Source organism: Mesorhizobium sp. RIZ17 (assembly GCF_051127865.1).
GTDB lineage: Bacteria > Pseudomonadota > Alphaproteobacteria > Rhizobiales > Rhizobiaceae > Mesorhizobium > Mesorhizobium humile.
The window spans coordinates 705,927-728,832 of the sequence record NZ_CP147861.1; the positions used below are offsets into that span (position 1 = coordinate 705,927).

General features: G+C 64.3%; 24 protein-coding genes and 1 tRNA gene. 8 read left to right on the forward strand and 17 right to left on the reverse strand.

Annotation, left to right across the window (positions count from 1 at the left end; all coding sequences use genetic code 11):
* The first annotated feature begins 137 nt into the window (after nt 1-137).
* Nucleotides 138-1,589, forward strand: a complete 1,452-nt coding sequence (locus tag WDX12_RS03460; RefSeq protein WP_434723931.1) for an MFS transporter — start codon at nt 138-140, stop codon at nt 1,587-1,589.
* Here WDX12_RS03460 and coaBC read toward each other — a convergent pair.
* The 3 genes from coaBC to ubiE form a co-directional block, all read right to left on the reverse strand.
* Nucleotides 1,586-3,058, reverse strand: a complete 1,473-nt coding sequence (coaBC, locus tag WDX12_RS03465) for a bifunctional phosphopantothenoylcysteine decarboxylase/phosphopantothenate--cysteine ligase CoaBC (RefSeq protein WP_434723932.1) — start codon at nt 3,056-3,058, stop codon at nt 1,586-1,588. The two genes, WDX12_RS03460 and coaBC, sit on opposite strands and share 4 nt — an antisense overlap.
* 72 nt (nt 3,059-3,130) lie before the next feature.
* The gene (ubiB, locus tag WDX12_RS03470) at nt 3,131-4,705 is read right to left on the reverse strand and encodes a 2-polyprenylphenol 6-hydroxylase (protein WP_320293048.1); all 1,575 of its coding nucleotides are present in this window, start codon (nt 4,703-4,705) and stop codon (nt 3,131-3,133) included.
* Between the two features lie 43 nt (nt 4,706-4,748).
* Complete coding sequence (ubiE, locus tag WDX12_RS03475; protein ID WP_434723933.1) at nt 4,749-5,525, reverse strand: bifunctional demethylmenaquinone methyltransferase/2-methoxy-6-polyprenyl-1,4-benzoquinol methylase UbiE; 777 nt, start codon at nt 5,523-5,525, stop codon at nt 4,749-4,751.
* A 168-nt stretch (nt 5,526-5,693) separates the two neighbouring features.
* Between ubiE and WDX12_RS03480 the strand changes: the two genes are divergently transcribed.
* The 3 genes from WDX12_RS03480 to WDX12_RS03490 all read left to right on the forward strand — a co-directional run bounded on the left by WDX12_RS03480 (nt 5,694) and on the right by WDX12_RS03490 (nt 8,224).
* A complete protein-coding gene (locus tag WDX12_RS03480; protein ID WP_434723934.1) occupies nt 5,694-6,668 on the forward strand; it encodes an adenosine deaminase in 975 nt (324 codons plus the stop codon).
* Between the two features lie 156 nt (nt 6,669-6,824).
* Nucleotides 6,825-7,454 carry a uracil phosphoribosyltransferase gene (gene upp / locus WDX12_RS03485; RefSeq protein ID WP_112096510.1) on the forward strand — a complete coding sequence of 210 codons (630 nt, stop codon included), beginning with the start codon at nt 6,825-6,827 and terminating at the stop codon, nt 7,452-7,454.
* A gap of 203 nt (nt 7,455-7,657) precedes the next feature.
* The gene (locus WDX12_RS03490; protein ID WP_320293045.1) at nt 7,658-8,224 is read left to right on the forward strand and encodes a TIGR02281 family clan AA aspartic protease; all 567 of its coding nucleotides are present in this window, start codon (nt 7,658-7,660) and stop codon (nt 8,222-8,224) included.
* A gap of 129 nt (nt 8,225-8,353) precedes the next feature.
* Here the strand turns inward: WDX12_RS03490 and deoA are convergent, their stop codons facing one another.
* The 6 genes from deoA to WDX12_RS03520 all read right to left on the reverse strand — a co-directional run bounded on the left by deoA (nt 8,354) and on the right by WDX12_RS03520 (nt 14,566).
* On the reverse strand, nt 8,354-9,670 hold the full coding sequence (gene deoA / locus WDX12_RS03495; protein ID WP_434723935.1) for a thymidine phosphorylase: 1,317 nt from the start codon (nt 9,668-9,670) through the stop codon (nt 8,354-8,356).
* Nucleotides 9,670-10,473, reverse strand: a complete 804-nt coding sequence (locus WDX12_RS03500; RefSeq protein ID WP_434723936.1) for a purine-nucleoside phosphorylase — start codon at nt 10,471-10,473, stop codon at nt 9,670-9,672. The genes deoA and WDX12_RS03500 overlap by 1 nt, the downstream gene beginning before the upstream one ends.
* On the reverse strand, nt 10,470-10,862 hold the full coding sequence (gene cdd, locus WDX12_RS03505) for a cytidine deaminase (protein ID WP_434723937.1): 393 nt from the start codon (nt 10,860-10,862) through the stop codon (nt 10,470-10,472). Before cdd ends, WDX12_RS03500 begins: the two co-directional genes overlap by 4 nt.
* 62 nt (nt 10,863-10,924) lie before the next feature.
* Complete coding sequence (locus WDX12_RS03510; protein ID WP_320293042.1) at nt 10,925-11,896, reverse strand: ABC transporter permease; 972 nt, start codon at nt 11,894-11,896, stop codon at nt 10,925-10,927.
* A 1-nt stretch (nt 11,897) separates the two neighbouring features.
* Nucleotides 11,898-13,037 (reverse strand): ABC transporter permease, encoded by a 1,140-nt coding sequence (locus WDX12_RS03515; RefSeq protein ID WP_071070211.1) that lies wholly within the window; start codon nt 13,035-13,037, stop codon nt 11,898-11,900.
* A complete protein-coding gene (locus WDX12_RS03520; RefSeq protein WP_434723938.1) occupies nt 13,034-14,566 on the reverse strand; it encodes an ABC transporter ATP-binding protein in 1,533 nt (510 codons plus the stop codon). Before WDX12_RS03520 ends, WDX12_RS03515 begins: the two co-directional genes overlap by 4 nt.
* A gap of 258 nt (nt 14,567-14,824) precedes the next feature.
* Between WDX12_RS03520 and WDX12_RS03525 the strand changes: the two genes are divergently transcribed.
* Together WDX12_RS03525 and WDX12_RS03530 are read left to right on the forward strand one after the other, a co-directional pair.
* Nucleotides 14,825-15,034 (forward strand): SlyX family protein, encoded by a 210-nt coding sequence (locus WDX12_RS03525; RefSeq protein WP_320293039.1) that lies wholly within the window; start codon nt 14,825-14,827, stop codon nt 15,032-15,034.
* A 69-nt stretch (nt 15,035-15,103) separates the two neighbouring features.
* The gene (locus tag WDX12_RS03530; protein ID WP_434723939.1) at nt 15,104-15,511 is read left to right on the forward strand and encodes a hypothetical protein; all 408 of its coding nucleotides are present in this window, start codon (nt 15,104-15,106) and stop codon (nt 15,509-15,511) included.
* A gap of 70 nt (nt 15,512-15,581) precedes the next feature.
* Here the strand turns inward: WDX12_RS03530 and WDX12_RS03535 are convergent, their stop codons facing one another.
* The 6 genes from WDX12_RS03535 to WDX12_RS03560 all read right to left on the reverse strand — a co-directional run bounded on the left by WDX12_RS03535 (nt 15,582) and on the right by WDX12_RS03560 (nt 20,884).
* Nucleotides 15,582-16,040: a GNAT family N-acetyltransferase gene (locus WDX12_RS03535; RefSeq protein ID WP_434723940.1), complete on the reverse strand. Its 459-nt coding sequence runs from the start codon at nt 16,038-16,040 to the stop codon at nt 15,582-15,584.
* 66 nt (nt 16,041-16,106) lie between these two features.
* Nucleotides 16,107-17,096 (reverse strand): BMP family lipoprotein, encoded by a 990-nt coding sequence (locus tag WDX12_RS03540; RefSeq protein WP_320293036.1) that lies wholly within the window; start codon nt 17,094-17,096, stop codon nt 16,107-16,109.
* 236 nt (nt 17,097-17,332) lie between these two features.
* The gene (locus WDX12_RS03545; RefSeq protein ID WP_434723941.1) at nt 17,333-17,659 is read right to left on the reverse strand and encodes a hypothetical protein; all 327 of its coding nucleotides are present in this window, start codon (nt 17,657-17,659) and stop codon (nt 17,333-17,335) included.
* Between the two features lie 185 nt (nt 17,660-17,844).
* Complete coding sequence (locus WDX12_RS03550) at nt 17,845-18,540, reverse strand: hypothetical protein (RefSeq protein ID WP_434723942.1); 696 nt, start codon at nt 18,538-18,540, stop codon at nt 17,845-17,847.
* A 173-nt stretch (nt 18,541-18,713) separates the two neighbouring features.
* A complete protein-coding gene (locus WDX12_RS03555) occupies nt 18,714-20,126 on the reverse strand; it encodes a protein kinase domain-containing protein (protein WP_434723943.1) in 1,413 nt (470 codons plus the stop codon).
* A 17-nt stretch (nt 20,127-20,143) separates the two neighbouring features.
* Nucleotides 20,144-20,884 (reverse strand): metallophosphoesterase family protein, encoded by a 741-nt coding sequence (locus WDX12_RS03560; protein ID WP_320293032.1) that lies wholly within the window; start codon nt 20,882-20,884, stop codon nt 20,144-20,146.
* Nucleotides 20,885-21,337: 453 nt separating this feature from the next.
* Between WDX12_RS03560 and WDX12_RS03565 the strand changes: the two genes are divergently transcribed.
* Nucleotides 21,338-21,427, forward strand: a tRNA-Ser gene (locus tag WDX12_RS03565).
* A 38-nt stretch (nt 21,428-21,465) separates the two neighbouring features.
* Here the strand turns inward: WDX12_RS03565 and WDX12_RS03570 are convergent.
* A complete protein-coding gene (locus WDX12_RS03570; protein WP_434723944.1) occupies nt 21,466-21,681 on the reverse strand; it encodes a KTSC domain-containing protein in 216 nt (71 codons plus the stop codon).
* 102 nt (nt 21,682-21,783) lie between these two features.
* Here WDX12_RS03570 and WDX12_RS03575 point away from each other — a divergent pair, with 102 nt between their 5' ends.
* Complete coding sequence (locus WDX12_RS03575; protein ID WP_434723945.1) at nt 21,784-22,395, forward strand: alpha-ketoglutarate-dependent dioxygenase AlkB; 612 nt, start codon at nt 21,784-21,786, stop codon at nt 22,393-22,395.
* 51 nt (nt 22,396-22,446) lie between these two features.
* On the opposite strand, the gene WDX12_RS03580 is transcribed toward WDX12_RS03575, so the two are convergent.
* The gene (locus tag WDX12_RS03580) at nt 22,447-22,872 is read right to left on the reverse strand and encodes a cupin domain-containing protein (protein WP_434723946.1); all 426 of its coding nucleotides are present in this window, start codon (nt 22,870-22,872) and stop codon (nt 22,447-22,449) included.
* Between the last annotated feature and the right edge of the window lie 34 nt (nt 22,873-22,906).

Here is a 22,906-nt window from a genome sequence, read left to right on the forward strand (position 1 = left end):
CGATCCTGCCTGCAACGTCAGATTCGCGAAAAAGCCTCTTGAGCTCAACTACGCTTGAGGTTCTACAAGCACCGCCGAACTGGACCTGGCGCCCATTTGAAAAGCGAATGAGGCTGCAATGCATCGAGGAGATTGGCGTGACGGCAGAAAGCGGCAACAAGGTGTCCGGCCACAGGGTGGATTGGCGGGCGCTGTGGGCGAGCGGCGACCTGGCACGCTTCTGTTTCGTCAGCCTCGGTATCCTCCTGCATGCCACCAACGAGACGATGGTGGCGACGGTGATGCCCGCCATGGTCGGCGATCTCGCGGGCGTGCAGCTGGTTGGCTGGTCGCTGGCGGTCTACGAGCTTGGCGCCATTGTCGCGGGTGCCGCGGCCGGCCGGCTGGTCAGCTATGTCGCGCTGCGCTCCAACATGATGGTCGCAGCCCTGCTCTATGCGGCCGGCGCGTTGATTTGCGCAACGGCCCCTTCGATGCCGCTGTTCCTCGCCGGGCGCCTGGTCGAAGGCCTTGGCGGCGGCGCGCTCGTGTCGCTGGCCTTCGTCTCGGTCGAGCGCCTGTTTCCACGCAACATCTGGCCGCAGCTCTTCGGCATCATGTCCGCGGTCTGGGGCGTCGCCGCCTTCAGCGGTCCGATGCTCGGCGCGCTCATGACGGAGTTCCTGTCATGGCGCTGGGCGTTCGGCATCTTCACTTTCGGCGGCGCGGCGATGGCGCTGGCGAGCTTCATCGTGCTTGACACGCCCGAGGCAGCGAAGCCGCAGGCCGTCGGCGGCAGGGCGCCACGCTTTCCCTATCCGGCGCTCGCCTGTCTCGCCTTCAGCGTGGTGCTGATCGCCGCAGCCGGCATCGATATTGCCCTTGTGCGCTCGTCGCTGCTGCTCCTGCTCGGCCTGATCGGCTTGGCGCTGTTCTTCCGCATCGATGCTCTCAGGCCGCAATCGCGGCTCTTTCCATCGCCTTTGTTCTCGTGGCGCTCGCCGCTTGGCAGCGGCATGACCATGGTTGCGGCATTCTCCGTGGCCACCTGCAGCTTCACCATCTACGGGCCGCTGCTTCTGACCACGCTGCACGACATACCGATCCTGACCACCGGCTACATCATTGCCGCCGAATCGATCGCCTGGTCGATCCTGTCGATCCTCGTCGCCAATGCGCCGCTGGAGCGCGAGAGACTGATCATCGTCGTCGGCGCGCTGATGATCGCCTCCGGTCTCGCCGGTTTCGCCTATGCCATTCCGGCAGGCTCGATCCCGCTGATCCTGCTCTGCGCCCTGCTGCAGGGCGGCGGCTTCGGCGTGTGCTGGCCATTCCTCACGCGCGTCATCGTCGCTTCGGCCCGCGACGGCGAGCAGACGATAGCGTCGGCCGCCGTGCCGACCATGCAGCGCATCGGCTACGCGGTGGGCGCAGCACTTGCCGGCATCGTCGCCAACGCCAGCGGCTTCTCGGAGGGCCTGAACCGTGAAGCGGCTGCCGGCGTTGCCGGCTGGCTGTTCCTCGCCTTCGTGCCGCTTGGGGTCCTTGGATGCATCGCCGCGCTCAGGATCGCGCTGCCGGCGTTGCGGCCTCAGCAAGCGGCCGGCTAGACGACAATTGTCGCCAGCCGCTCGGCAATCAACGTGGCGAGGCGCGCCGCCACTTCGTCCTTGCCCATTTCCGGCCATTCCTCGACGCCGGTCCTGGAGACGATGCGCACCTTGTTGCGGTCGCCGCCCATCACGCCGGACGGCCCGATGCCGCTTTCATGCGAAACGTCATTGGCGACGATGAAGTCGGCGCACTTTTTCTTGAGCTTTGCCTCGGCATTGGCGATGAGGTCCTGCGTCTCGGCGGCGAAGCCGACGACGAGGCCTGGCCGCTGCGCATGATGGCCGATGCCGGCCAGGATGTCGGGATTTTCGACCATCTGCAGCGAAGGCGGCCCCTTGCCCGCCACCTTCTTGATCTTCTCGCCGGCGGCGTTGGCGGTGCGCCAGTCGGCGACCGCCGCGACAAACACGGCGGCATCCGCCGGCAACAGGCTCTCGACCGCCTGCTTCATCTGGGCGGCTGTTTCGACATGCGTGGTCGCGACACCGGCCGGATCGGCGATGGTGACTGGACCGGAGACGAGCCGCACATCGGCGCCGAGCTTCGCAAGCGCGGTCGCGATCGCATGGCCCTGCTTGCCCGACGAGCGGTTGGCGATGTAGCGCACCGGATCGATAGGCTCATGCGTCGGCCCGGAGGTGACGATGATCCTGCGGCCGGCAAGCGGCTTCGGCTTCTCGTCGAGCATCGCCTCGATCGCGGCGACGATCTCGAGCGGCTCGGCCATACGGCCCTCGCCCGCTTCGTTGCTTTCGGCCATCTCGCCCTTGACGGGACCGACAAAAGCGATACCGTCCTTCTGCAAGGTCGCCCGGTTGCGCCGCGTTGCCGGATGCGCCCACATCTTCGGATTCATCGCCGGGGCCATCAGCACCTTCTTGTCGGTGGCCAGAAGCACCGTCGAGGCAAGGTCGTTCGCATGGCCGTTGGCGAGCTTCGCCATCAGGTCGGCGGTCGCCGGCGCAACGACAAGCAGGTCGGCCTCGCGCGACAGGCGGATATGGCCGACATCGTGGTCGTCATTGCGGTCGAACAGCTCGGTGAAGACATGGTCGGCCGAAAGCGCGCCGACCGACAGCGTGGTGACGAATTCCTGCGCGGCCGACGTCATCACCACCCGCACCGAAGCGCCGCGTTCGCGCAGCCGCCGGATCAGGTCGAGCGATTTATAGGCGGCGATGCCGCCACCGATGATGAGCAGGACGCGCTTGCCGGAAAGAGAACCGCGCGCGATTGGCCTTCCAGCAGCGGCAGCAACCGGCGTCGCCTGCTCCTTCGAACCTGTCAACGCACGCAAGGTCTGCTCGATCCGGCCGATGCGGTCTGACTGCCCCGCCCGGCCTTCGACCGCGGCGCGGATCATCGCCCGCGCCTGCTCTTCCATCGAGCAGCCATTTTCGGCCGCGAGTTGCCGGAGCAGGTCCTTGACCTCGTCATCGAGATTACGGATCGTGATGCTAGCCATGTGATTGCACTCGCTTGCATGCAGTGCATGCGATGATAGCAATGCAATCAGACTGCGGCAACCGCTTGGCAATCAGAGCAATTTCCAGGCGATGTAGATCAGGGTCAGCGCGATCACCCATAGCGCCACACGGCCGGAGCGGGTGTGGCGCGCTTCGGCCTTGCCGATGGCGCGGGCGGTCGCTTCGTCGAAGCGCAGGCCTTTCTCGGCCATCAGATCGATCTCGCGCGACAGCCGGTCGGTGCGGGCAGCGAGGTCCGGCGCCTGCCGTGCAAGCGCCAGCAGCGCCTTGGCGCCGTCGCGCGCGTCGGTGAGCAGTCCGCGCGGACCGAGATTGCCGGCGATCCAGTCGCCGACCACGGGCTCCGAGGTCTTCCACATGTTGAAGGCCGGATCGAGCGTGCGGGCAACACCCTCGACGACCACCATCGTCTTCTGCAGCAGGATCAGCTCCGGCCGCGTCGCCATGTCGAACAGCTCAGTGACCTCGAACAGCAAGGTCAGGAGCTTGGCCATCGAGATGGTGTCGGCCGACTGGCCGTGGATCGGCTCGCCGATGGCGCGGATCGCCTGCGCGAAGGCCGAGACATTGTGCTGGCGCGGCACGTAGCCGGCCTCGAAATGCACTTCGGCGACACGCTGGTAGTCGCGCACGATGAAGCCGTAGAGGATCTCGGCGAGGAAGCGGCGCTCCTTCTTGCCGAGCCGGCCGGCAATGCCGAGATCGACCGCGACGATGGTGCCGTTGGCCTCGACGAACAGGTTTCCCGGATGCATGTCGGCATGGAAGAAGCCGTCGCGCAGTGTGTGCCTAAGGAACGACTGGATGAGGTTGGCGGCGATCGCCTTGAGGTCGTGGCCGGCGTCGGCAAGGCCGGCGATGTCGTTCATCTTGACGCCGTCGATCCACTCCATGGTGAGCACGTCGCGGCCGGTCCGCTCCCAATCGACCGCGGGCACGCGAAAACCCGGATCGTCCTTGGTGTTTTCGCCGAGTTCCGAGAGCGCCGCCGCCTCGAGCCGCAGGTCCATCTCGATCCTGGTGGTCTGCGCCAGCGTCTCGGTAACCTCGACCGGGCGCAGCCGGCGCGACGAGGGGATGTATTTTTCCTGCAGATGGGCCGCGAGGAAATAGCTTTCGAGATCCTGGTAGAAGCGGTGCCGCACGCCGGGCCGGATCACCTTAACCGCCACGCGCGAAGCGGCGCCTTCGCGCGCGACCTCCGCACTGTGCACCTGCGCGATCGAGGCGGCAGCCACCGGCTGACCGAAGGCGACATAGAGGTCGTCGATCTTGCGCCCGAGCGAGCCTTCGATCGCGTGGACCGCTTCCGCCTTCGGGAAGGTGTGCATCTTGTCCTGCAGCAGCGCGAGATCGAGCGCCATGTCGTTGCCGACGACATCGGGCCGAGTCGCCAGGAACTGGCCGAGCTTGACGTAGGAAGGTCCGAGCCGCACCACCGCCCGCGCCAGCCTGTCGCCGCGCTGATAGCTCAGCGCCCGACGGCGGGTAAAAAGCCGCGCCACGCGCCAGCCGAATTTCGGCATGCCGGACAGCTCTTCGCCCGGCAACGCCGCGACGACGCCCTCGCGGACCAGCACCCAGCCGGCCCTGGCCAGCCTGAAGGCGGCGCCGACGCTGCTCATAGGCCAGCCTGTTTCAAAGGGGCCTGCTGCAAGGGACCGCGCCTCAAAGCTTCCAGCCGGAATGAAGGGCGGCGATGCCGCCGGAATAGTTGCGGAAGGTGACGCGGTCGAAGCCGGCGCGGGTGATCATCGCCGCGAAATTCTGCTGGTTGGGGAACTTGCGGATGGATTCGACGAGATAGGAATAGGGTTCGCCGTCGCCGGTCACCGCCTTGCCGATCTTGGGGATGGCGTTGAACGACCAGGCCTCATAGGCCTTGTCGAGCAATGGCATGTCGACCTCGGAGAATTCCAGGCAGAGCAACCGTCCGCCTCGCTTCAGCACGCGATAGGCTTCGGCAAGCGCGACCTCGATGCGCGGCACGTTGCGGATGCCGAACGCGATCGTATAGGCGTCGAAGGTCTCGTCCTCGAACGGCAATTCCTCAGCATTGGCCTCGACGAAGTCGGTGTTTGCCGCAAGGCCCTGCTTCTCGGCGCGGTCGCGGCCGACCGCCAGCATCGAGCCGTTGATGTCGAGCACCGTGGCATGGGCCTGGCGCTGGCTGGCCTCGACGATGCGGAAGGCGATGTCGCCCGTGCCGCCGGCGACGTCGAGCACTTTCCAGCCCGGTCGCTTCGGCGGGTTCAGCCAGGCGACCATCGCGTCCTTCCACAACCGATGCAACCCAGCCGACATCAGATCGTTCATGAGGTCGTATCGATTGGCCACCTTATGGAAGACGTCGTTGACGAGGGGCTGCTTCTCGCCTTCCCCGACCTTCTTGAAACCATAGGAGGTTTCCATGCCGCCCGCGGCCGTGGTTCTCTCAACTGACATTATTTTGATCCGTCATAAAACCGGCGGGACCATAGCCGATCGATGGTGCCGACGCTATTGTCCAGGGCGCGGTTTTCGGCCGCGCTTTCAAAACACGGTCGAGAAAGGTTCCGCATGATTTTCCGGCCAGAATCCGCGCGAGATCAGCATGCCGAGCGGAATGACCGCATGATTTTGAAGGCCGAACTGCACTGCCACATCGAAGGGGCAGCAGCGCCAGAGCTCGTCGTCGCCCAGGCCCGCAAATATGGCAAGGACCCTTCGCCCTACATCCAGGACGGCTCCTTCGTCTGGCACGATTTCACCTCGTTTCTCGCCGCCTACGATTTCGCTTCCGACCTGTTTCGCACCGAAGAGGACTATGCGCGCCTCGCCGACCACTATCTGACCAGCCTCGCCCGTGACGGCGCCATCTATTCCGAGGTTTTCACCTCGCCGGACCATGCCAAAAAGGCCGGGCTATCGCCAAAAGCCTACACGGATGCGCTGGGCGAAGGCATGGTCCGCGCCAAGGCCAAGACCGGCATCGAGGGCCGCATGATCGTCACCGGCGTGCGCCATGTCGGGGTTGAGGCGATCGAGCAGGCGGCGCGCTTCGCGGCGCGCTGCGGCCACCCGCTGGTGACCGGCTTCGGCGTCGCCGGCGACGAGCGCATCGGCGACTTCGAGGACTATGTGCGCGCCTTCGAGATCGCGCGCGAAGCCGGCCTCGGCATCACCATCCATGCCGGCGAGCTGATGGGCTGGGAAAGTGTCAAGGCGGCCCTCGACCACATCCGCCCTTCCCGCATCGGCCATGGCGTTCGCGCCATCGAGAACCCGGACCTCGTCCGCCGCATCGCCGCCGAGGGCGTGGTGCTGGAATGCTGCCCGGGCTCCAACATCGTGCTGAAGGTGTTCGACAGCTTCGCCGACCATCCCTTTCCGGCACTGCGCGCTGCCGGCTGCAAGGTGACGCTCAATTCCGACGACCCGCCTTATTTCTGGACTTCGCTGAAGCGCGAATACGATATCGCCGCCGAGCATTTCGCCATGAACGACAAGGCGCTCGCCGGGATCACCCGGACGGCCATCGAAGCGGCCTTCGTGGACAAGAAGACCAAGGCGATGTTGCTGACCAGGCTCGACGCCAGAGTCCGGTGAATGGTGAATGGTGAATGGTGAATGGTGAATGGTGAATGGTGAATGGTGAATGGTTTGCCGGCTCTTCGGCCTGTCAACCGCAATCATCGATCCATCGGGACTCGCAAACCCGCTCACTATTCACTATTCACTATTCACCATTCACTGGAGCAGACCATGCAGGGCGTCACCGTCGTCGACCACCCCCTTGTCCAGCACAAGCTGACCATCATGCGCAAGAAGGAGACCTCGACGGCCGGCTTCCGGCGGCTGCTGCGCGAGATATCGCTGCTCTTGGGCTATGAGGTCACCCGCAATCTCGAACTGACCACGACCATGATCGAGACGCCGATCGAGGAGATGGAGGCGCCGACGCTTGAAGGCAAGAAGCTGGTCTTCGCCTCGGTGCTGCGCGCCGGCAACGGCCTGCTCGAGGGCCTGCTCGACCTGGTGCCGGCGGCGCGCGTCGCCCATATCGGCCTCTACCGTGATCACGACACGCTGGAAGCGGTCGAATATTTCTTCAAGGCGCCGAGCGATCTTGCCGACCGCCTGGTGATCGTCGTCGATCCGATGCTGGCGACCGCGAATTCGGCGATCGCCGCGATCGACAAGCTGAAAGGACGCGGAGCGACCAACATCCGCTTCCTGTGCCTGCTCGCGGCGCCTGAAGGCATCGAGCGCTTCACCAAGGCGCATCCGGACGTGCCGATCTTCACCGCCTCGATAGACCGGCAGTTGAACGACAAGGGCTACATCATGCCCGGCCTCGGCGACGCCGGCGACCGCATGTACGGGACAAAATGAGCGGTCTTCTTTACCGCCTGTTTACGCAGACAAGCGGTTCCGGCACGCGTTAAAGTCGCAAACACCATGTCGGCCTAAGGATGCTGCCTTCGGGAGCAATTCCAGGAAGAGTGTGAAGCGGTTTTCCGTTCGGAATTGCTCCAAAACAAAGGGATAGAGCGGTTCGACGTTTCCTTGAAACGGTGAACGCTCCAGGGGCATCCATGCTGCGCAAGCTTCTCATCCTTGGCATCTTTGCCGGAACCTCGGCTTCTATCCCGATTGTCTATCAGGCGAATCCGCATCTGGTGGACAGCCTGCTGAAATCGACCGTCGCCTCGCAGCCGGCAACGCCGGAGGCTCAGCCGCAGGTCAATCTCGCTTCGGTCCCGGACAAGCCCGCCGCCCCGATGCCGCTCGGCCGCCAGGTGCTGGTCAATGCCGATGGACGCGGTCACTTTACGTCGCAGTTCAAGCTCAACGGCCGCCAGATCGACGGCATGATCGACACCGGCGCGACGCTGGTCGCCATCAACACCTCGACCGCGCGCAGGATCGGCATCTCGCTCAACCCATCCGACTTCAATCACCAGGTGAACACCGCCAACGGGGCGATCAAGGCCGCCGTGGTGACGGTCGACCGCCTGCAGATCGGCAAGATCGCGATCGACAACGTCCAGGCGATGGTGCTCGACGACAGGGCGCTGCAGACCAACCTGATCGGCATGAGCTTCCTGCAGCGCTTGCAGAAATACCAGGTCCAGGACGGCTCGCTGCTGCTCGTTCAGTGAGTTCGCATAAGCAATTCCAGGAAAAGTGTGCTGCGGTTAGGCTCGGCGATCTCGCCGTAGCCTTCCGTCCGGAATTGCGTCAAGAACAAGATAGAGCGGTTCATCGTTTCCGCGAAACGATGAACCGCTCTATCGCGGCAATATCCGCCTGAGCACGGTCTTCTCGGCGGGCGGCTTGGAACCCCCGATCGTATAGGCAGAACGCACGGCTGCGGCTGCCGCTTCGGCCTCCGCGTCGGTGCGGGCATGCACCAGCGCCAGTGCCTCGCCCGGGCGAACCTCTGCGCCGACCGGCAGCAGCCTGGTCAGACCGACGGCATGATCGATCTTGTCGTCAGGATGCGAACGCCCGCCACCGAGCGTGACGATGGCAAGCCCGATATCGCGCGTGGCGATGCTGCTCACGAACCCGTCCTGATCCGCTTTCACGGTCAGTTCGACCGGCGCCGCCGGCAGATATTTTTCCGGATTCTCGATGAAATCGCCGGGACCGCCGAGCGCGGCCACCATCCGCGCGAAGACGGCTGCGGCGCGACCTCCGGCAAGCGCCTCGGTGGCGCGCCTGATGCCGTCCTGGTTGGACGAGACGAGCCCCGCCGACTGCAGCATTTCGGCCGCCAGCGCCAGCGTGACATCCTCCAGCCGGCGGTCGTGATAGCGGCCGGTGAGGAAATCGACGGCATTCTTCACTTCGACTGCATTGCCGGCCGCCGAGGCAAGCGGTTCGTTCATGCCGGTCACCAGAGCCGAGGCATTCAAGCCGGCGCCGTTGGCGACCTCGACCAGGCTGTTCGCGAGCGCCACGGCATCGCGCGACTTCTCCATGAAGGCGCCGTTGCCGACCTTGACGTCGAGAACCAGCGAGCCGAGCCCCGCGGCAAGCTTCTTCGACAGGATCGAGGCGGTGATCAGCGGGACCGATTCGACCGTGCCCGTCACGTCGCGGATCGCGTAGAGCCTGCGGTCGGCAGGTGCCAAATCGGCGGTCTGGCCGATGATGGCGCAGCCTGTTTCCAGCACTGTCTTGCGGAAAAGCGCCACGTCCGGCTGGCTGGCATAGCCGGGGATGGCATCCATCTTGTCCAGCGTGCCGCCGGTGTGGCCGAGGCCGCGGCCCGAGATCATCGGCACACAGGCGCCGCAGGCGGCGACGATCGGCGCCAGCATCAGCGAGACATTGTCGCCGACGCCACCGGTCGAATGCTTGTCGGTGGCCGGGCCTGGCAGATCGGACCAGTCGAGCACGTCACCGGAATCGCGCATGGCGAGCGTCAGCGCCACCGTTTCCTCGCGGCTCATGCCGTTGAGGAACACGGCCATCGCGAAGGCGCCGGCCTGACCCTCGGAGATGCTGCCGGTCGTCAGCCCCGCGACGAAGGCCGCGATCTCGTCGGCCGAGAGTTTGTGGCCGTCGCGTTTGCGGCGGATGATCTCCTGCGGCAGCATCAGTCGGGCAGGCCGTCCTGGAAGACGCGCCGCAGGATCGTCGCCAGCCGCGCGCCGCCGACCGGCGCCATATCCTTGGTTTCCTGGTGCGAGAGCTCCGCTCCGGTCATGCCCGCAGCCAGGTTGGTGATGACCGAGCAGGCGGCGACCTTGAGCCCGAGGAAGCGGGCGAGGATGACCTCTGGCACGGTCGACATGCCGACCGCGTTGGCGCCCATGACGCGCGCCATGCGGATTTCCGCCGGCGTTTCGAAGCATGGTCCGGAAAACCACATATAGACGCCCTGATGCAGCGCCGTGCCGGTCGCCTTCGCCGCCTTTTCGATCGCGCCGCGCAAACCCGCGTCATAGGCCTCGGTGAGACCGACGAAGCGGCGGTCGCTCGGCTCTCCGATCAGCGGGTTCGAGCCCGAGAAATTGATGTGGTCGGTGATCAGCATCACCGAGCCCGGTCCCATTTCAGGATCGACCGAGCCGGCGGCATTGGTGAGGATCAAATGCGAGATGCCGATGCCGGCAAGCACCTCCAGCGCCGGCCGCATCGCGGCGGCGTTGCCATGCTCGTAATAATGCGCGCGGCCGGACAGCATCAGCACCGGCGTGCCCGCGAAATGCCCAGCAACCACCTCGCCGGCATGGCCGGAAACGCCGCTGCGCGGGAAGCCCGGTAACTCGGCATAGGAGATGCGCCTGGCATCCTTGACCTGATCGACCAGCCCGCCAAGGCCCGAGCCCAGCACGAGAGCCGCGGTCGGCGCCAGTCCGTCCAGCTTCTCGACCAGATGATCCAGCGCTTCCTTCATTTGAGGTTATCGCCCCTGAAGCCGTAAGGCAGCATGTCGCCCATGGTCACCGTCTCGGCCACCCCGGTATTGTCGCACAGATAGAGCTTCGTGTCCGGCCGGCAGAATTCCGCCAGCCGCTGCCGGCAGCCTCCGCAGGGCGAGCATTTGGCCATGCGTTCGGCGATCACCGCGATCTCCACGATCCTGCCGCCGCCGCCCATGATGTAATGCCCGAGTGCCGTCGTTTCGGCGCACCAGCCTTCCGGATAGGACGCCACCTCGACATTGGCGCCGGTGAAGACGCGCCCGTCCTCGGTACGCAAGGCGGCACCCACCGGGAACTTCGAATAGGGCGCATAGGCCTTGGCCATCGCCGTCTTCGCCGCCTCGAACAGATCATGCGACATCCGGTTCTTCTCTCCCACGATCTTGTTCAAATGCCGGTCGCCCCCGGACGAAAATCCAGCCCTCAGCGTTCCTTCACATAGGGCACGCCGCCGGCGCGCGGCGGGATCGCCTTGCCAATGAAGCCGGCGAGCAGGATTACGGTCAGCACATAGGGCAGCGCCTGCATGAACTGCACCGGCACCTTGCCGATTATCGGCAGCGGCGAGCCCTGCAGGCGGATAGCTGCGGCATCGAGAAAGCCGAACAAAAGGCAGGCGAACATGGCGTTGACCGGCTTCCACTTGGCGAAGATGAGCGCGGCCAGCGCGATATAGCCCTTGCCCGCCGTCATGTCCTTCACGAAGCCGCCATTCTGCACCATGGAAAGATATGCGCCGGCCACGCCGGTGAGGATGCCGGTGCAGATCAGCGCGCGGTAGCGCAGCCAGGCGACCGAGATGCCGGCGGTATCGACGGCGGCCGGGTTTTCGCCGACGGCGCGCATCCTCAGCCCGAAGCGGGTACGAAACAGCACCCACCAGGTGAACGGCACCATGGCGAAGGCGAAATAGACCAGGATCGAGTGGCCCGAGATCAGCTCGGCATAGATCGGGCCGATGATCGGCACATCCTTGATCGCGTCGGCGCCGGGCCAGGTGATCGCCTCGAACCGTTCGCCCGGCTGCAGCGCCGGCGTGCGCCCGCCCTGCTGGAACCAGGCCTGGCCGAGGATGATGGTCGATCCGGCGGCGATGAAATTGATCGCCACGCCGGAGACGATCTGGTTGCCGCGATGCGTGATTGAGGCAAAGCCATGCACCAGGGCGAAGGCGACCGAGATCAGGACGGCTGTGCCGAGGCCGATCAGCGCCGAATGGAAGACGGCGGCGGCCGAAGCTCCGGCAAAGGCGCCGACCAGCATCTTGCCTTCCAGCCCGATGTCGAAGATGCCGGCTCGCTCCGAATAAAGCCCCGCCAGGCAGGCGAGCAGCAGCGGCACCGAAAGGCGGATGGTCGAATCCAGCACCTGGACGATGGCGTTGAACATGTCCATCTCAGGCCCCCTTCCCGTTCACTGCCTGCATGCCGACCGATTTCGGGCTGACCGAGGCGAACAGCGCCTGGATATAGGGCCTGAACATGTGCTCCAGCGCGCCGGCGAACAGGATGACCAGGCCCTGGATGATGACGATCATGTCGCGGCTGATCGCCGGCATCTCGAAGGCGAGCTCGGCGCCGCCCTGGTAGAGCATGCCGAACAGGATCGCCGCCAGCACGATACCGACCGGATGCAGCCGGCCCATCAGCGCCACCGCGATGCCGACATAGCCGGCGCCGGACACGAAATCGATCGCGACATTGTGCTGGTCGCCCATCACCGGGTTGAGCGCCATCATGCCGGCCAACGCGCCCGAGATCATCATCGCGGTGATGATGATGCGGGTTTCCGAAATGCCGGCGTAGCGCGCCGCCTTCGGGCTGTGGCCATAGGTGCGCATTTCATAACCGAGCCGGGTGCGCCAGATCAGAAGCCAGACCAGGAACGCCATCACCAGCGCCAGCAGGAAGCAGATGTTGAGCGGCGCCGAGCGGATCTTGGCGCCGAACAATTCGATGATCCAGTTGAGCTTCGGCAGTTCGGCGCCGGCGAGAAAATTGCGCGTCTGCGGCGCCTGCGAGCCGGCCGGCTTCAGCGGGCCGACCAGCAGATAGACCATCACCGAGGCGGCGATGAAGTTGAACATGATGGTGGTGATGACGATGTGCGAGCCGCGCTTGGCCTGCAGATAGGCCGGGATCAGCCCCCAAAGCGCCCCGAACGCCGCCGCGGCCACGATCGCGATCGGAAAGATCACCCACCAGGGCATCACGCTGTCGAGGCTCAGGCAAACGAGCGCGATGCCGAGGCCGCCTATATAGGCCTGGCCCTCGGTGCCGATGTTGAACAGGCTGCAATGCGCCGCCACCGCCACCGAAAGGCCGGTGAAGATGAAGGTCGTGGCATAGAACAGGGTGAAGGCAATACCCGTGCCCTTGCCGAAAGCGCCCTCGACCAGGATGACGGCGGCGCGGAACGGGTTTTCGCCGACCAGCATGACGACGAAGCCGGCGACGATGAAGGCGACCGACAGGTTGATCAGCGGGATCAACCCATAATCGGCCCAGGCCGGCAGCTTGGCGTAAGGCGTGCTCATTCGGCGGCCTCCTGGTGCTCGACGCCGGCCATCAATAGGCCAAGCTCGCCTTCGGTCGCATCTGGGCCGCGCTCGCCGACGACACGACCGGCGAACATCACCAGGATGCGGTCGGAGAGCGAGCGTATCTCGTCGAGCTCGACCGAGACCACCAGCACGGCCTTGCCCTGGTCGCGCATGGCGATCAGCCGCTTGTGGATGAATTCGATGGCGCCGACGTCGACGCCGCGCGTCGGCTGGCCGACGATCAGCACGCCGGGGTCCTGTTCCATCTCCCTGGCCAGCACGATCTTCTGCTGGTTGCCGCCGGAGAAATTGGCCGTCTTCAGCCGCGGATTGCCGGGGCGGATGTCGTATTTTTCGATCTTGTCCTTCGCATCGGCCATGATGGCCTCGATGTCGAGGAACGGCCCTTTCAGGTAACGCTCGTCGTCGTGATAGCCGAGGATCGAATTCTCGTTCTCCTCGAAGGCGAGCACCAGCCCGACATGGTGGCGGTCCTCGGGCACATGGGCGAGCCCGCGGTCGCGCAATTCGCCGGGATCGGCCTTGCCGGTGAGATCGATCGGCTTGCCGTCGAGCATCACCTCGCCGGAAACCGCATGCCTGATGCCGGAGATCGCCTCGAGCAACTCCGACTGGCCGTTGCCGGCAACGCCGGCGATGCCGACGATCTCGCCGCCGCGCACGTCGAAGGAGACATTGTCGACCATGGTGACGCCGCGCGAATCCTTGACGGTCAGGTTCTTGACCGAGAGCTTTACCGCGCCGGCTTCGGACTGGCCCTTCTCGACCCGCAGAAGCACGCGCCTGCCGACCATCAGCTCGGCCAGTTCGCCGACGGTGGTTTCCTTTGTCACCCGGGTCGCCACCATCGTGCCCTGGCGCATCACCGAAACCGTGTCGGTGATCGCCATGATCTCGCGCAGCTTGTGCGTGATGAGAACGATCGTTTTTCCCTGGTCCTTCAATTGCTTGAGGATGCGGAACAGGTGGTCCGCCTCGGCCGGCGTCAACACGCCCGTCGGCTCGTCGAGGATCAGGATCTCGGCGCCGCGATAGAGCGCCTTGAGAATTTCGACGCGCTGCTGCAGGCCGACCGCCAGTTCTTCGATGACGGCGTCGGGTTCGACCTCGAGGCCGTATTCGCGCTCCAGCCGGTCGAGCTCCGAGCGCGCCTTGGCGATGCTGCTCTTCAGCAGCGCATCGTTTTCGGCGCCGAGGATGACATTTTCCAGCACCGTGAAATTGTCGACCAGCATGAAGTGCTGGTGCACCATGCCGATGCCGAGCGCGATGGCGTCGTTGGAGGTGTGGATCGAAACCGGCTTGCCGCCGACGCGGATCTCGCCGCTGTCGGCCTGGTAGAAGCCGTAGAGGATCGACATCAGCGTCGACTTGCCGGCGCCGTTCTCGCCGACAATGCCGTGGATGGTGCCGCGCGCGACTTCCAGGTTGATGTCGCGGTTGGCGCGCACGGCGCCAAAGCTCTTGTTGATGCCTATGAGCTCGATTGCGGCTTGCGCCATGCAGCCAGTCCCCACTGTAATTTTTTTATCGCTTGGTCAAAATGCCTAGCATGATGCCCCGCTTATGCCAATCGGCCGTTCACTCTCGACAAATCCCCGCGCCCTTGTCAATTTCGAACCTGAGCAGGTTCCGCAAAAGTGTCCCACGGTTTTGCGATTGGAACCTGTGAAAACCAACAGAGCATAGGCAGATATTCGTGGGGCATCCCACGTATATCTGCTTAGGTGGAAGTTCACATTCACAAGGGTCGGTTTTGCATGGCCAAACCTGACGATCGGCTGACGACGCTGGAAATCCGCGCCGCCGAGCAGGAAAAGATCATCGAGGAACTGTCCGGCCAGATCGCCGAGCAGTGGAAGGTGATCGAGCGCATGGAGCGCAAGCTCGCCGCCCTGACAGACCGATTCCTGGAGCTGGAGGAGCAGACCGCCTCCGATGTGCCGGTGACCAAGCCGCCGCATTGGTGAGAAGCCGTGGGGGTGAGAAGGCGTGGGGGTGAGAAGCCATGGGGGTGAGGAGCCATGGGGAAGACGGCCATGTCCAGTGAAAGCGACCGTGTCGCCAGGGCCGGCGACTATGTCTTTGGGCTGATGAACGACAGGGAGCGCGCCCGCGCCGAACGCGACCTTGAGATCGATCCCGCCTTTCGCGACACGGTGCTGCGGTTGGCCGAACGCCTGCGCGCCTTCGATCCCGCGGGACCCGAAGGGCGCGACAATCGCTGGGAGCTGGTCACGCAACGCCTTGCCGAACTGCCGCAGATGCAGACGCGGCTTGCCGGCGTCGCCGCCCCCGAGACGCAAGCACCGCAGCCGATGATCCACCGGCTCGAGCGCAAGCCCCACGGCGTCGGCCTGCATTCGCTTGGCGGCAGGCTGGGCTTCGTCATCGCGCTTGCCCTGGTGGCCGCCTTTGCGCTCGGTTATCTCGCCGGAACGCTATAAAAGCAATTCGAGCAAAAGTGCGGGCGATTAGGCTCGGCGCCTTCGCCGCAGCCCTCCGTCCGGAATTGCGTCAAAGTAGAGACCTCGACATCAGAAGCATCGGCTCGCCGTCCTGCTCAAAAATCTCTACCGCCCTCCATCCGAGCGCTTCGTAGAAGGCCCGCGCCTGCCAGGTATAGAGATAGAGCATGCCGACACCGGCCGACGCGGCATGGGCCTCGACGGTTTTGACCAGCGCCGTGCCGACGCCGCCGCCGCGACAGGCTTCCTCGACGATCAGCCCGGCGAGCCATGGCGTCAGATCGTGCGGCGAACTGATCTCGTCGCGGACGAGCAGGCAGCTCCCGATCAGCCGGCCACGGTCGCGCGCGACGAAGGCCGCCTCGAAGCCGTCGCCGGCGATCAGCCCGCGCAGCCCGGCCATGTCCTCGTCGAGTGTCCGATCCGTGCCCTCAAAGAAAGCTTTGAGACGAAGCAGCGCTATCGGTTCGATGTCGCCTTCGGCCATGGCTTCGATTGCCGGTCGCATCATACGTCTCCAAAACGAAACCGCCGGGCGTTGGCCCGGCGGTTCGAATCTTCGTTCAACTGCCGATCAGTACGGACAGGCGTTGTCGGTGGTGTAGTCGTGCACCTGCACCTTGCCGGAAATGATGTCGGCCTTGGCCTTTTCGACGGCGGCCTTCATCTCATCGGTCACCAGCGCCTTGTTGTTGTCATCCATGGCGTAGTCGACGCCGCCTTCCTTGAGGCCGAGATTTTGGAGGCCGCCCTTGAAGGTGCCGTTCTTGCCGTCCATGAAGGCGTTGTAGACGGCAACGTCGACGCGCTTCATCATCGAGGTCAGCACCTTGCCTGGCTGCAGGCCATTCTGGTTGGAATCGACGCCGACGCCGAGCTTGCCGGCATCCGCCGCCGCCTGCAGCACGCCGACGCCGGTGCCGCCGGCCGCGGCGTAAACCACGTCGGCGCCCTGGTCGATCTGCGTCTTGGCGATCTCGCCGCCCTTGGCCGGGTCGTTCCAGGCGGCCGGCGTGTCGCCGGTCATGTTCTGGATGACGTCGGTCGCACCCGCCGACTTGGCGCCGCCGACATAGCCGCATTCGAACTTGCGGATCAGCGGGATATCCATGCCGCCGACGAAGCCGACCTTCTTCGACTTCGACGCCATCGCCGCCAGGATGCCGACGAGGTAGGAGCCTTCGTTCTCCTTGAACACCAGCGAGCGGACATTGGGCAGGTCGACGGCATCGTCGATGATGGCGAAATTCAGGTCCGGATAATCTTTCGCGACCGCTTTCAGCGCGTCCTCCCAGGCAAAGCCCGCCATGACGATCGGGTTGCGGCCGTCCTCGGCGAAGCGGCGCAGCGCCTGCTCGCGCTGCGAGGCGTTGGAGACCTCGAATTCGACGTAAGCCACGCCGGTTTCGGTCTTGAACTTCTCGGCGCCGTGATAGGCAGCCTCGTTGAACGATTTGTCGAACTTGCCGCCCAGATCGTAGAGGATGGCCGGCTGCACATCCGCGGCGAAAGCCGGAAGAACCATTGCGGTTGCGGCCAGTAGGCCGAGAACGATACGTTTCATGTGATCCACACCCTGTCGGTTATTTTTTCCATTTTGCACCGCCTGCCCGCCCGGTTCTCCGGCGGGCTTGCAGCGCCAGGCAGGAAGTGTTTCCCTCCCGCTCGCGGTCAATCTGGCACGGCCCGAAACAAAATTCACGTGGAATTTTGACCTGTTGGAGAAAGCGGTTACCGGCAGTTGGGCTCGGCGGTTTCGCCGTAGCCTTCCCGTCTGGAATTGCGTCAACGCAAGCGCCTTCAGGGGCTTGGAGCGAATTCCGCGCCGCGACGCTTGCGGCGGTAGCCGATGGCGTAGAGCAGGAAGGCAAGCACCGCGAACACCGCAAAACCGGGCTGCGCGAGCACCCAGGCGACGGCGCCGTCCCAGACCAGCGGGCTCGCCTTGGCGCGCACGAAAGTCTCGAAAGCCGCGCGTGTGTCGGGCGACACGGCAAGCCAGCTTGCGTTGAGCGGCGTCATCACCAGCGAGGAGGCGGCGACCGAGCGTGTGGTGTCGATCACCGCCATGATGACGGCGATCGACAGCGCAACCATGGCTGCCAGCCGAAAGATGAAACGCAACATCGACGCTCTCCCCGGGAAGGCTCCCGTCTACCCCGCAATCGACATAGAGCGTGCGTGGTTCCCGCGCAATCGCGGCCCGTGAAATTAGAGCAATTCCAGGAAAAGTGTGAGCGGTTTTCCGTCCGGAATTGCGTAAAAACAAAGGGATAGAGAGGTTCGCCGTTTCCGTGAAACGGTGAAACGCTCTAGCGAGCCCGCGCGGGTCTGCGCCGGTTCACCCGCCAGACGGCGAAAATGCCGCCGGCGATCGCGCCGACGATCAGGCCTCCCAGGCCGACAAAAGCCGCGAAAAATCCGCAGGCGCCCTCGAAGCAGCTCATATGCGTCAGGTCCGCGATCAGCGAACCGGCGAAGAACCCGCCGCAGGCGCCGATCGCGCCGCCGAGGATGATGCCGAGCAGCGCGGCAAGGATCGAGACGAAGACAGGCGGCCGCTCGGTCTCCGGATTGGCGTAGATCGTGTCGGCGCCGGCTCCGTTGCGCAAGAGATAGATGCAGAGCAGGCCGATGGCGATCTCGGCGACGGCAAAGCCCAACGCCTCGGCCGAGAAGGCGAAGCTGTAAGACACATAGGCCTGGCGCAGCACGAGCCAGACGATGATGGCAATCTGCCAGATGGTGTAATGGCGCGGGAAGCGAGCCGAGCGGTTGAAGGCGAGGCCAAGCAGGTACAAGCCCCACAGGATGGTGATCACGCCACCGACAAGGCCGCCATAGATCAGGAACAACAAATTGTCCGGCAGGCTGAAGTCGCCGATCAGCCGCCAGTTTGCGATCAGCCCGTAGGCCGAAAGACCCATGACGATGACAAGCCAGCCTACCGGAATGAAGGAAAGCCCGCTGTCCGGCCGCCCCGCGGGTTGCTGGTCGATCGATGCCATGTCGGGACGATGCCCCTCGCAAAGCCCATTGCAATTCCAGGAGCAAGCCGCTCCCAGGCGGTATTGCGTAAACCAACACTTGAGAGCGGTTCAGTGAAGCCGAAGCGCTCCAGGGCAGTCGATAGACAGCGAGCGCCGAAGTCAAGCGCAGCCAATCCGGCCGAGCACCGACATCAAGACGATCCCCGGCTTTGCTCCTCGACCGCCTTCAACCGGACGACCGACACCGAGCAAAGGGCTCGCGCCACGACCTTGGTCGAGACGCTGCCAAGGTGCCGGCGAATTGCCGACGACGATCGGGCACCGACGACGATATGTCCGACGTCGTTGCGCTCGGCGTAGCTGAGGATAGCATCGGCAGGACTGACTGCTTCGAGCACGTGATAGCTTATGCGATCCTCCGGCAGATGCAGCGGACGCGCCCAGTCTTTCAGCGCGACCAGTCGCTGCAGATAGACAAGACGTCCCGATTGATCGACACTCGGCGTGTCGGCGATGATCTCGGTCTTCAACACCGTCACGCAAGCCAGCCAGGAATCCGCCCGTGCCGCAAGGACACGTGCCGTTTCGTTGAGAACCTCGCCTGCCAGGGCATCGTTTCCGCTGGCGAGGTCGACCGCGGCCAGCACGATCGGCGGTCCGGCCTGCACTCTCGAGCTGGCAGGCTTCCCCACCAGCGCTTTCTCATCGGGCCTGCCCAGCAGATTCCTGATCGCGTCCCAAGGCCGTGCGCTCGATGGCGCGCGTGGCCTGGCGACCACGACCTGATCGGGGTTCCTGAGATCCGACAGAACGTGTGCTGCATCGCCATATCGCCTGGATCTGTCCACTTCCATGCATCGTAGGATGATGGTTTCCAGCCACCGTGGAATGGCCTTGTCGACGTCTCGCGGCGGCTTGGGCGCATGGAATAGCCTGCGCTTCATTCCACCGAGGGTGGCGGGGCGCCCGAACGGCTCATCGCCGGTGACGAGTTGATAGAGGATGCAGCCCAGCGCAAACAGGTCGCTCGCCGGATCCGATCTCTCGCCCAATACCTGTTCGGGCGAAATATAGGCCGCGGTGCCCATCGGCACGGAACTCTCCTCGCCGAGAAGGTCCGGAAGCTCTGCGTGGCGCGCGAGGCCGAAGTCCAGAAGCACGGCGCCGCGTTCCGCAAGAATGATGTTCTCGGGCTTGAGATCGAGATGAACGACCTTCTGGCGATGCAAGGCGGCGAGCGCCGTTGCGATTTCGACGCCGATCCTCGCCGCTTCGTCCGGCGGCAGCGGCGCCCGGCCGACCACGTCCGCCAGACCGGCCCCGGCGACGAACTCCATTGCAATGTACGGCACGTTGGCCAGGCCTCCGGAGGCCGCAAAGCGCGGCACATGCGGACCCGAGAGGCGTTTTAGGATCAGTTCCTCGGCCTCGAATCCAAGAATGGCCGAGACGTCCCCTCCCGGATCGAGAAAGGGAATCTTCAAGAGGAGCGGAAAATCGAACTTCGGATTTCTGGCGCGCCAGAGCGCCGCCATGCCGCCGGACTGAAGCTTCTCGACGAGTTCGAAACCGTCGATGCTTGTCCCTGCTTCGAACCTCTCCATCGATCCTCTCCGGGGACTTAGCGGCCGATTTTCAGGCGCATGCCGAGCCAAGCGGGCAGGCCGGCCGCGCCGATCTTGCGGGCGGTTTCTTCATGGTCATAAGGAACGCGAACCATTGTCACCTCATGCCGATCGGTGTCGAGCAGCGCAAAGCAGGCGGCGGGGTTGCCATCGCGCGGTTGGCCGACGGCTCCCACGACGATCAGATGCCGCCGCAGTTCCGACAGCGGCGCCGCCACGTTGCCCAGCGGCGAAAAATGGACCGGCCGGCTGGCGGGTAAGGCGTAGTAGATGGCCGGGACGTGGGTGTGGCCACAGAAGATGAAACGGGCATCGCTGGAGGACAGACAGCGTTCCGCCGCCTCCCTGTCGCGTATGTACAACCATTTCTCCGGCCTCTCCGCGCTGGCGTGAACGAACAGCCGGTCCTCCGACCGGAGCGAAAGCGGCAGCCGCGCGAGAAAATCGAGATGCGCGGCCGCGAGGTGCTTGCGGGTCCACTCGATGGCGAATCGCGCATTCTCGGTCATGTCGGTCCGGACCAGTCCCACCGCTTCGTCATGGTTGCCCATGATGCAGGAGGCACCGTTTTCCACCAGACCGGCGGCCGTCTCGATCACATAGGCTGGATCTGGCCCGTACCCGACCAGATCGCCGAGCAGAACCAACTGGTCCGGTGCCCGCTTGCGGACGGCCTCCAGGACTGCGTCGAACGCCTCGCGGTTGGCATGGATGTCAGACAGGATCGCGATGCGCATTCAACCTTGTCCCGGGACCGGCGCAACATAGCAAGGGGATGGCTGCAAAGGATTTGATCCGGCTCAATGCCCCCACCGGCCTCCGACAAGCTTCCCCATGGCGGTAGCCTTCTCGATTTCAGCAACATCTGCTGCCGATCGGTAGAGGAGAAATTGAACGACTGGCACCCTTATGCGCGAACGCCCTCGGACTCTGGTCGCATCGAGAGACGCGCAGGCATTCCTGGATGCGGGCCTCTGCCATTCGCGACAAAAACCTTGGCCGTGCCATTATGGCTTGGCATTCGCTTTCGGATCGACTAGATGAGCCCCGCGCCCGTTTGCCTAGACGGCTAGCGGCGCAGGGAAGGGTTGCCTGCCGGTTGAAGGCACCCCAGATGCCCGTCCAGGGCTTCCCGCGGGAACATCTCCCCAACCCGTGCGGCGAAACCGGCCGACGCGAGATGCAAGGACGGAGAGGTGGCCGAGTGGTTGAAGGCGCACGCCTGGAAAGTGTGTTTACGGGAAACCGTAACGCGGGTTCGAATCCCGCTCTCTCCGCCAGTTAATTGATTCTAATGCGCTTTGGACCTGCTTGGCGTTCAATGACGAGATCCACGCTCGACCAGATGATATCTGAAACGATCGCGCACGAATTCGTTGAAGAACTGCCCTTTTGAGAAAGCCGCCTTGAAAGCCGCGTAGACCTCGGGTCCTACGTCCTCGTAGTCATAGCGCTTGCCAGTCGGGACGAACCAAACCGAAAGGACACGTCTCGACCGATCGTAATGGATATTTCGGATGGCGGTGGAAGGCATGTTCGCAATCCTGCTTTCCACCCCTAATCCCCGGCAAAACGCGAGGTTCCGCCAAGCAGGGGCTGGACTTGCACAAGCGCTCCGGTTGCCTATCTGAGCCGCATGCCATCACCAAAAAGCCGAACCGCCGACGGCGCTTTCCAAGGCGATCTCTTCGGCGCGCCCACAGGCGCGCCGACCGCCCCCGAAGGCTTCTCCTACCGGCCGGACCTCATTTCCCGCGACGAAGAGCACGAGCTGGTCCGCCGCATCCAGGGCCTGAATTTCAAGCCGTTCGATTTTCACGGCCATCTTGCCAACAGGCAGGTCGTCGGCTTTGGCCTGCGTTATGATTATGAGCGTCGCCTTGTGCTCGAAGCGCCGCCGATTCCGGACTTCCTGCTGCCGCTGCGCGCCAGGGTCGCCGCTTTCGCGGGCGTCCCGGCCAGCGAATTCGCGCAGGTGCTGATCAACGAGTACTGTCCGGGCGCCGGCATAGGCTGGCACCGGGACAAGCCGCATTTCGAACTGGTCGCCGGTGTTTCCCTGCTGGCGCCCTGCAGTTTCCGGCTGCGCCGCAAGAACGGCGCGGCATGGGACCGCGAGACGATCGAGGTCGAGCCCAGGTCGGTTTATCTCATGGCGGGACCGGCGCGGAACGAGTGGGAACACTCCATCCCGCCGGTCGCGCAACACCGGTATTCAGTCACATTCCGAACGCTGCGCGCCGACTGAACGCCTGGACGCCCAGGTGATCCGCGATCGCCTTGGGGCCAGGCAGTGCCTCTACTTCTTGATCGGAAACGTCAGTTCCTGCTGGCCCGTATCGACCACGAAAACGGCGAGCAGCTTTGCCGGTTTCGTCTTGCTGGCGTTTTCGCTGACGCCGTGGCGGTCGCCGGGCATCTCCGAAAAGCTCTGACCAGCCTTGTAGACCGTGACGGGGCCGTCATTGACCTGGCTGCGGATCTCGCCTTCCAGGACAGTGGCATAGATGAAGGCGGACTGAGGGTGCGTGTGACCCTCCGAGAAGCCTCCAGGAGCATACTCGACGAGAACGCCTTTGATGCTCTTGCCGGGCACATTCGGCAGTTCATGGTCGTAGACCAAGGCGACCTTCGCGCCTTTGCCTCCGCCTGGCGTGCCATCGGCGAACGCCGCACCGGGCAGAAACGCCGCGAGAGCCGTGGCAACAACAACTGATTTGATCATCTCGATTTTCCTTTTCACGGGTTGGACGCCGCCG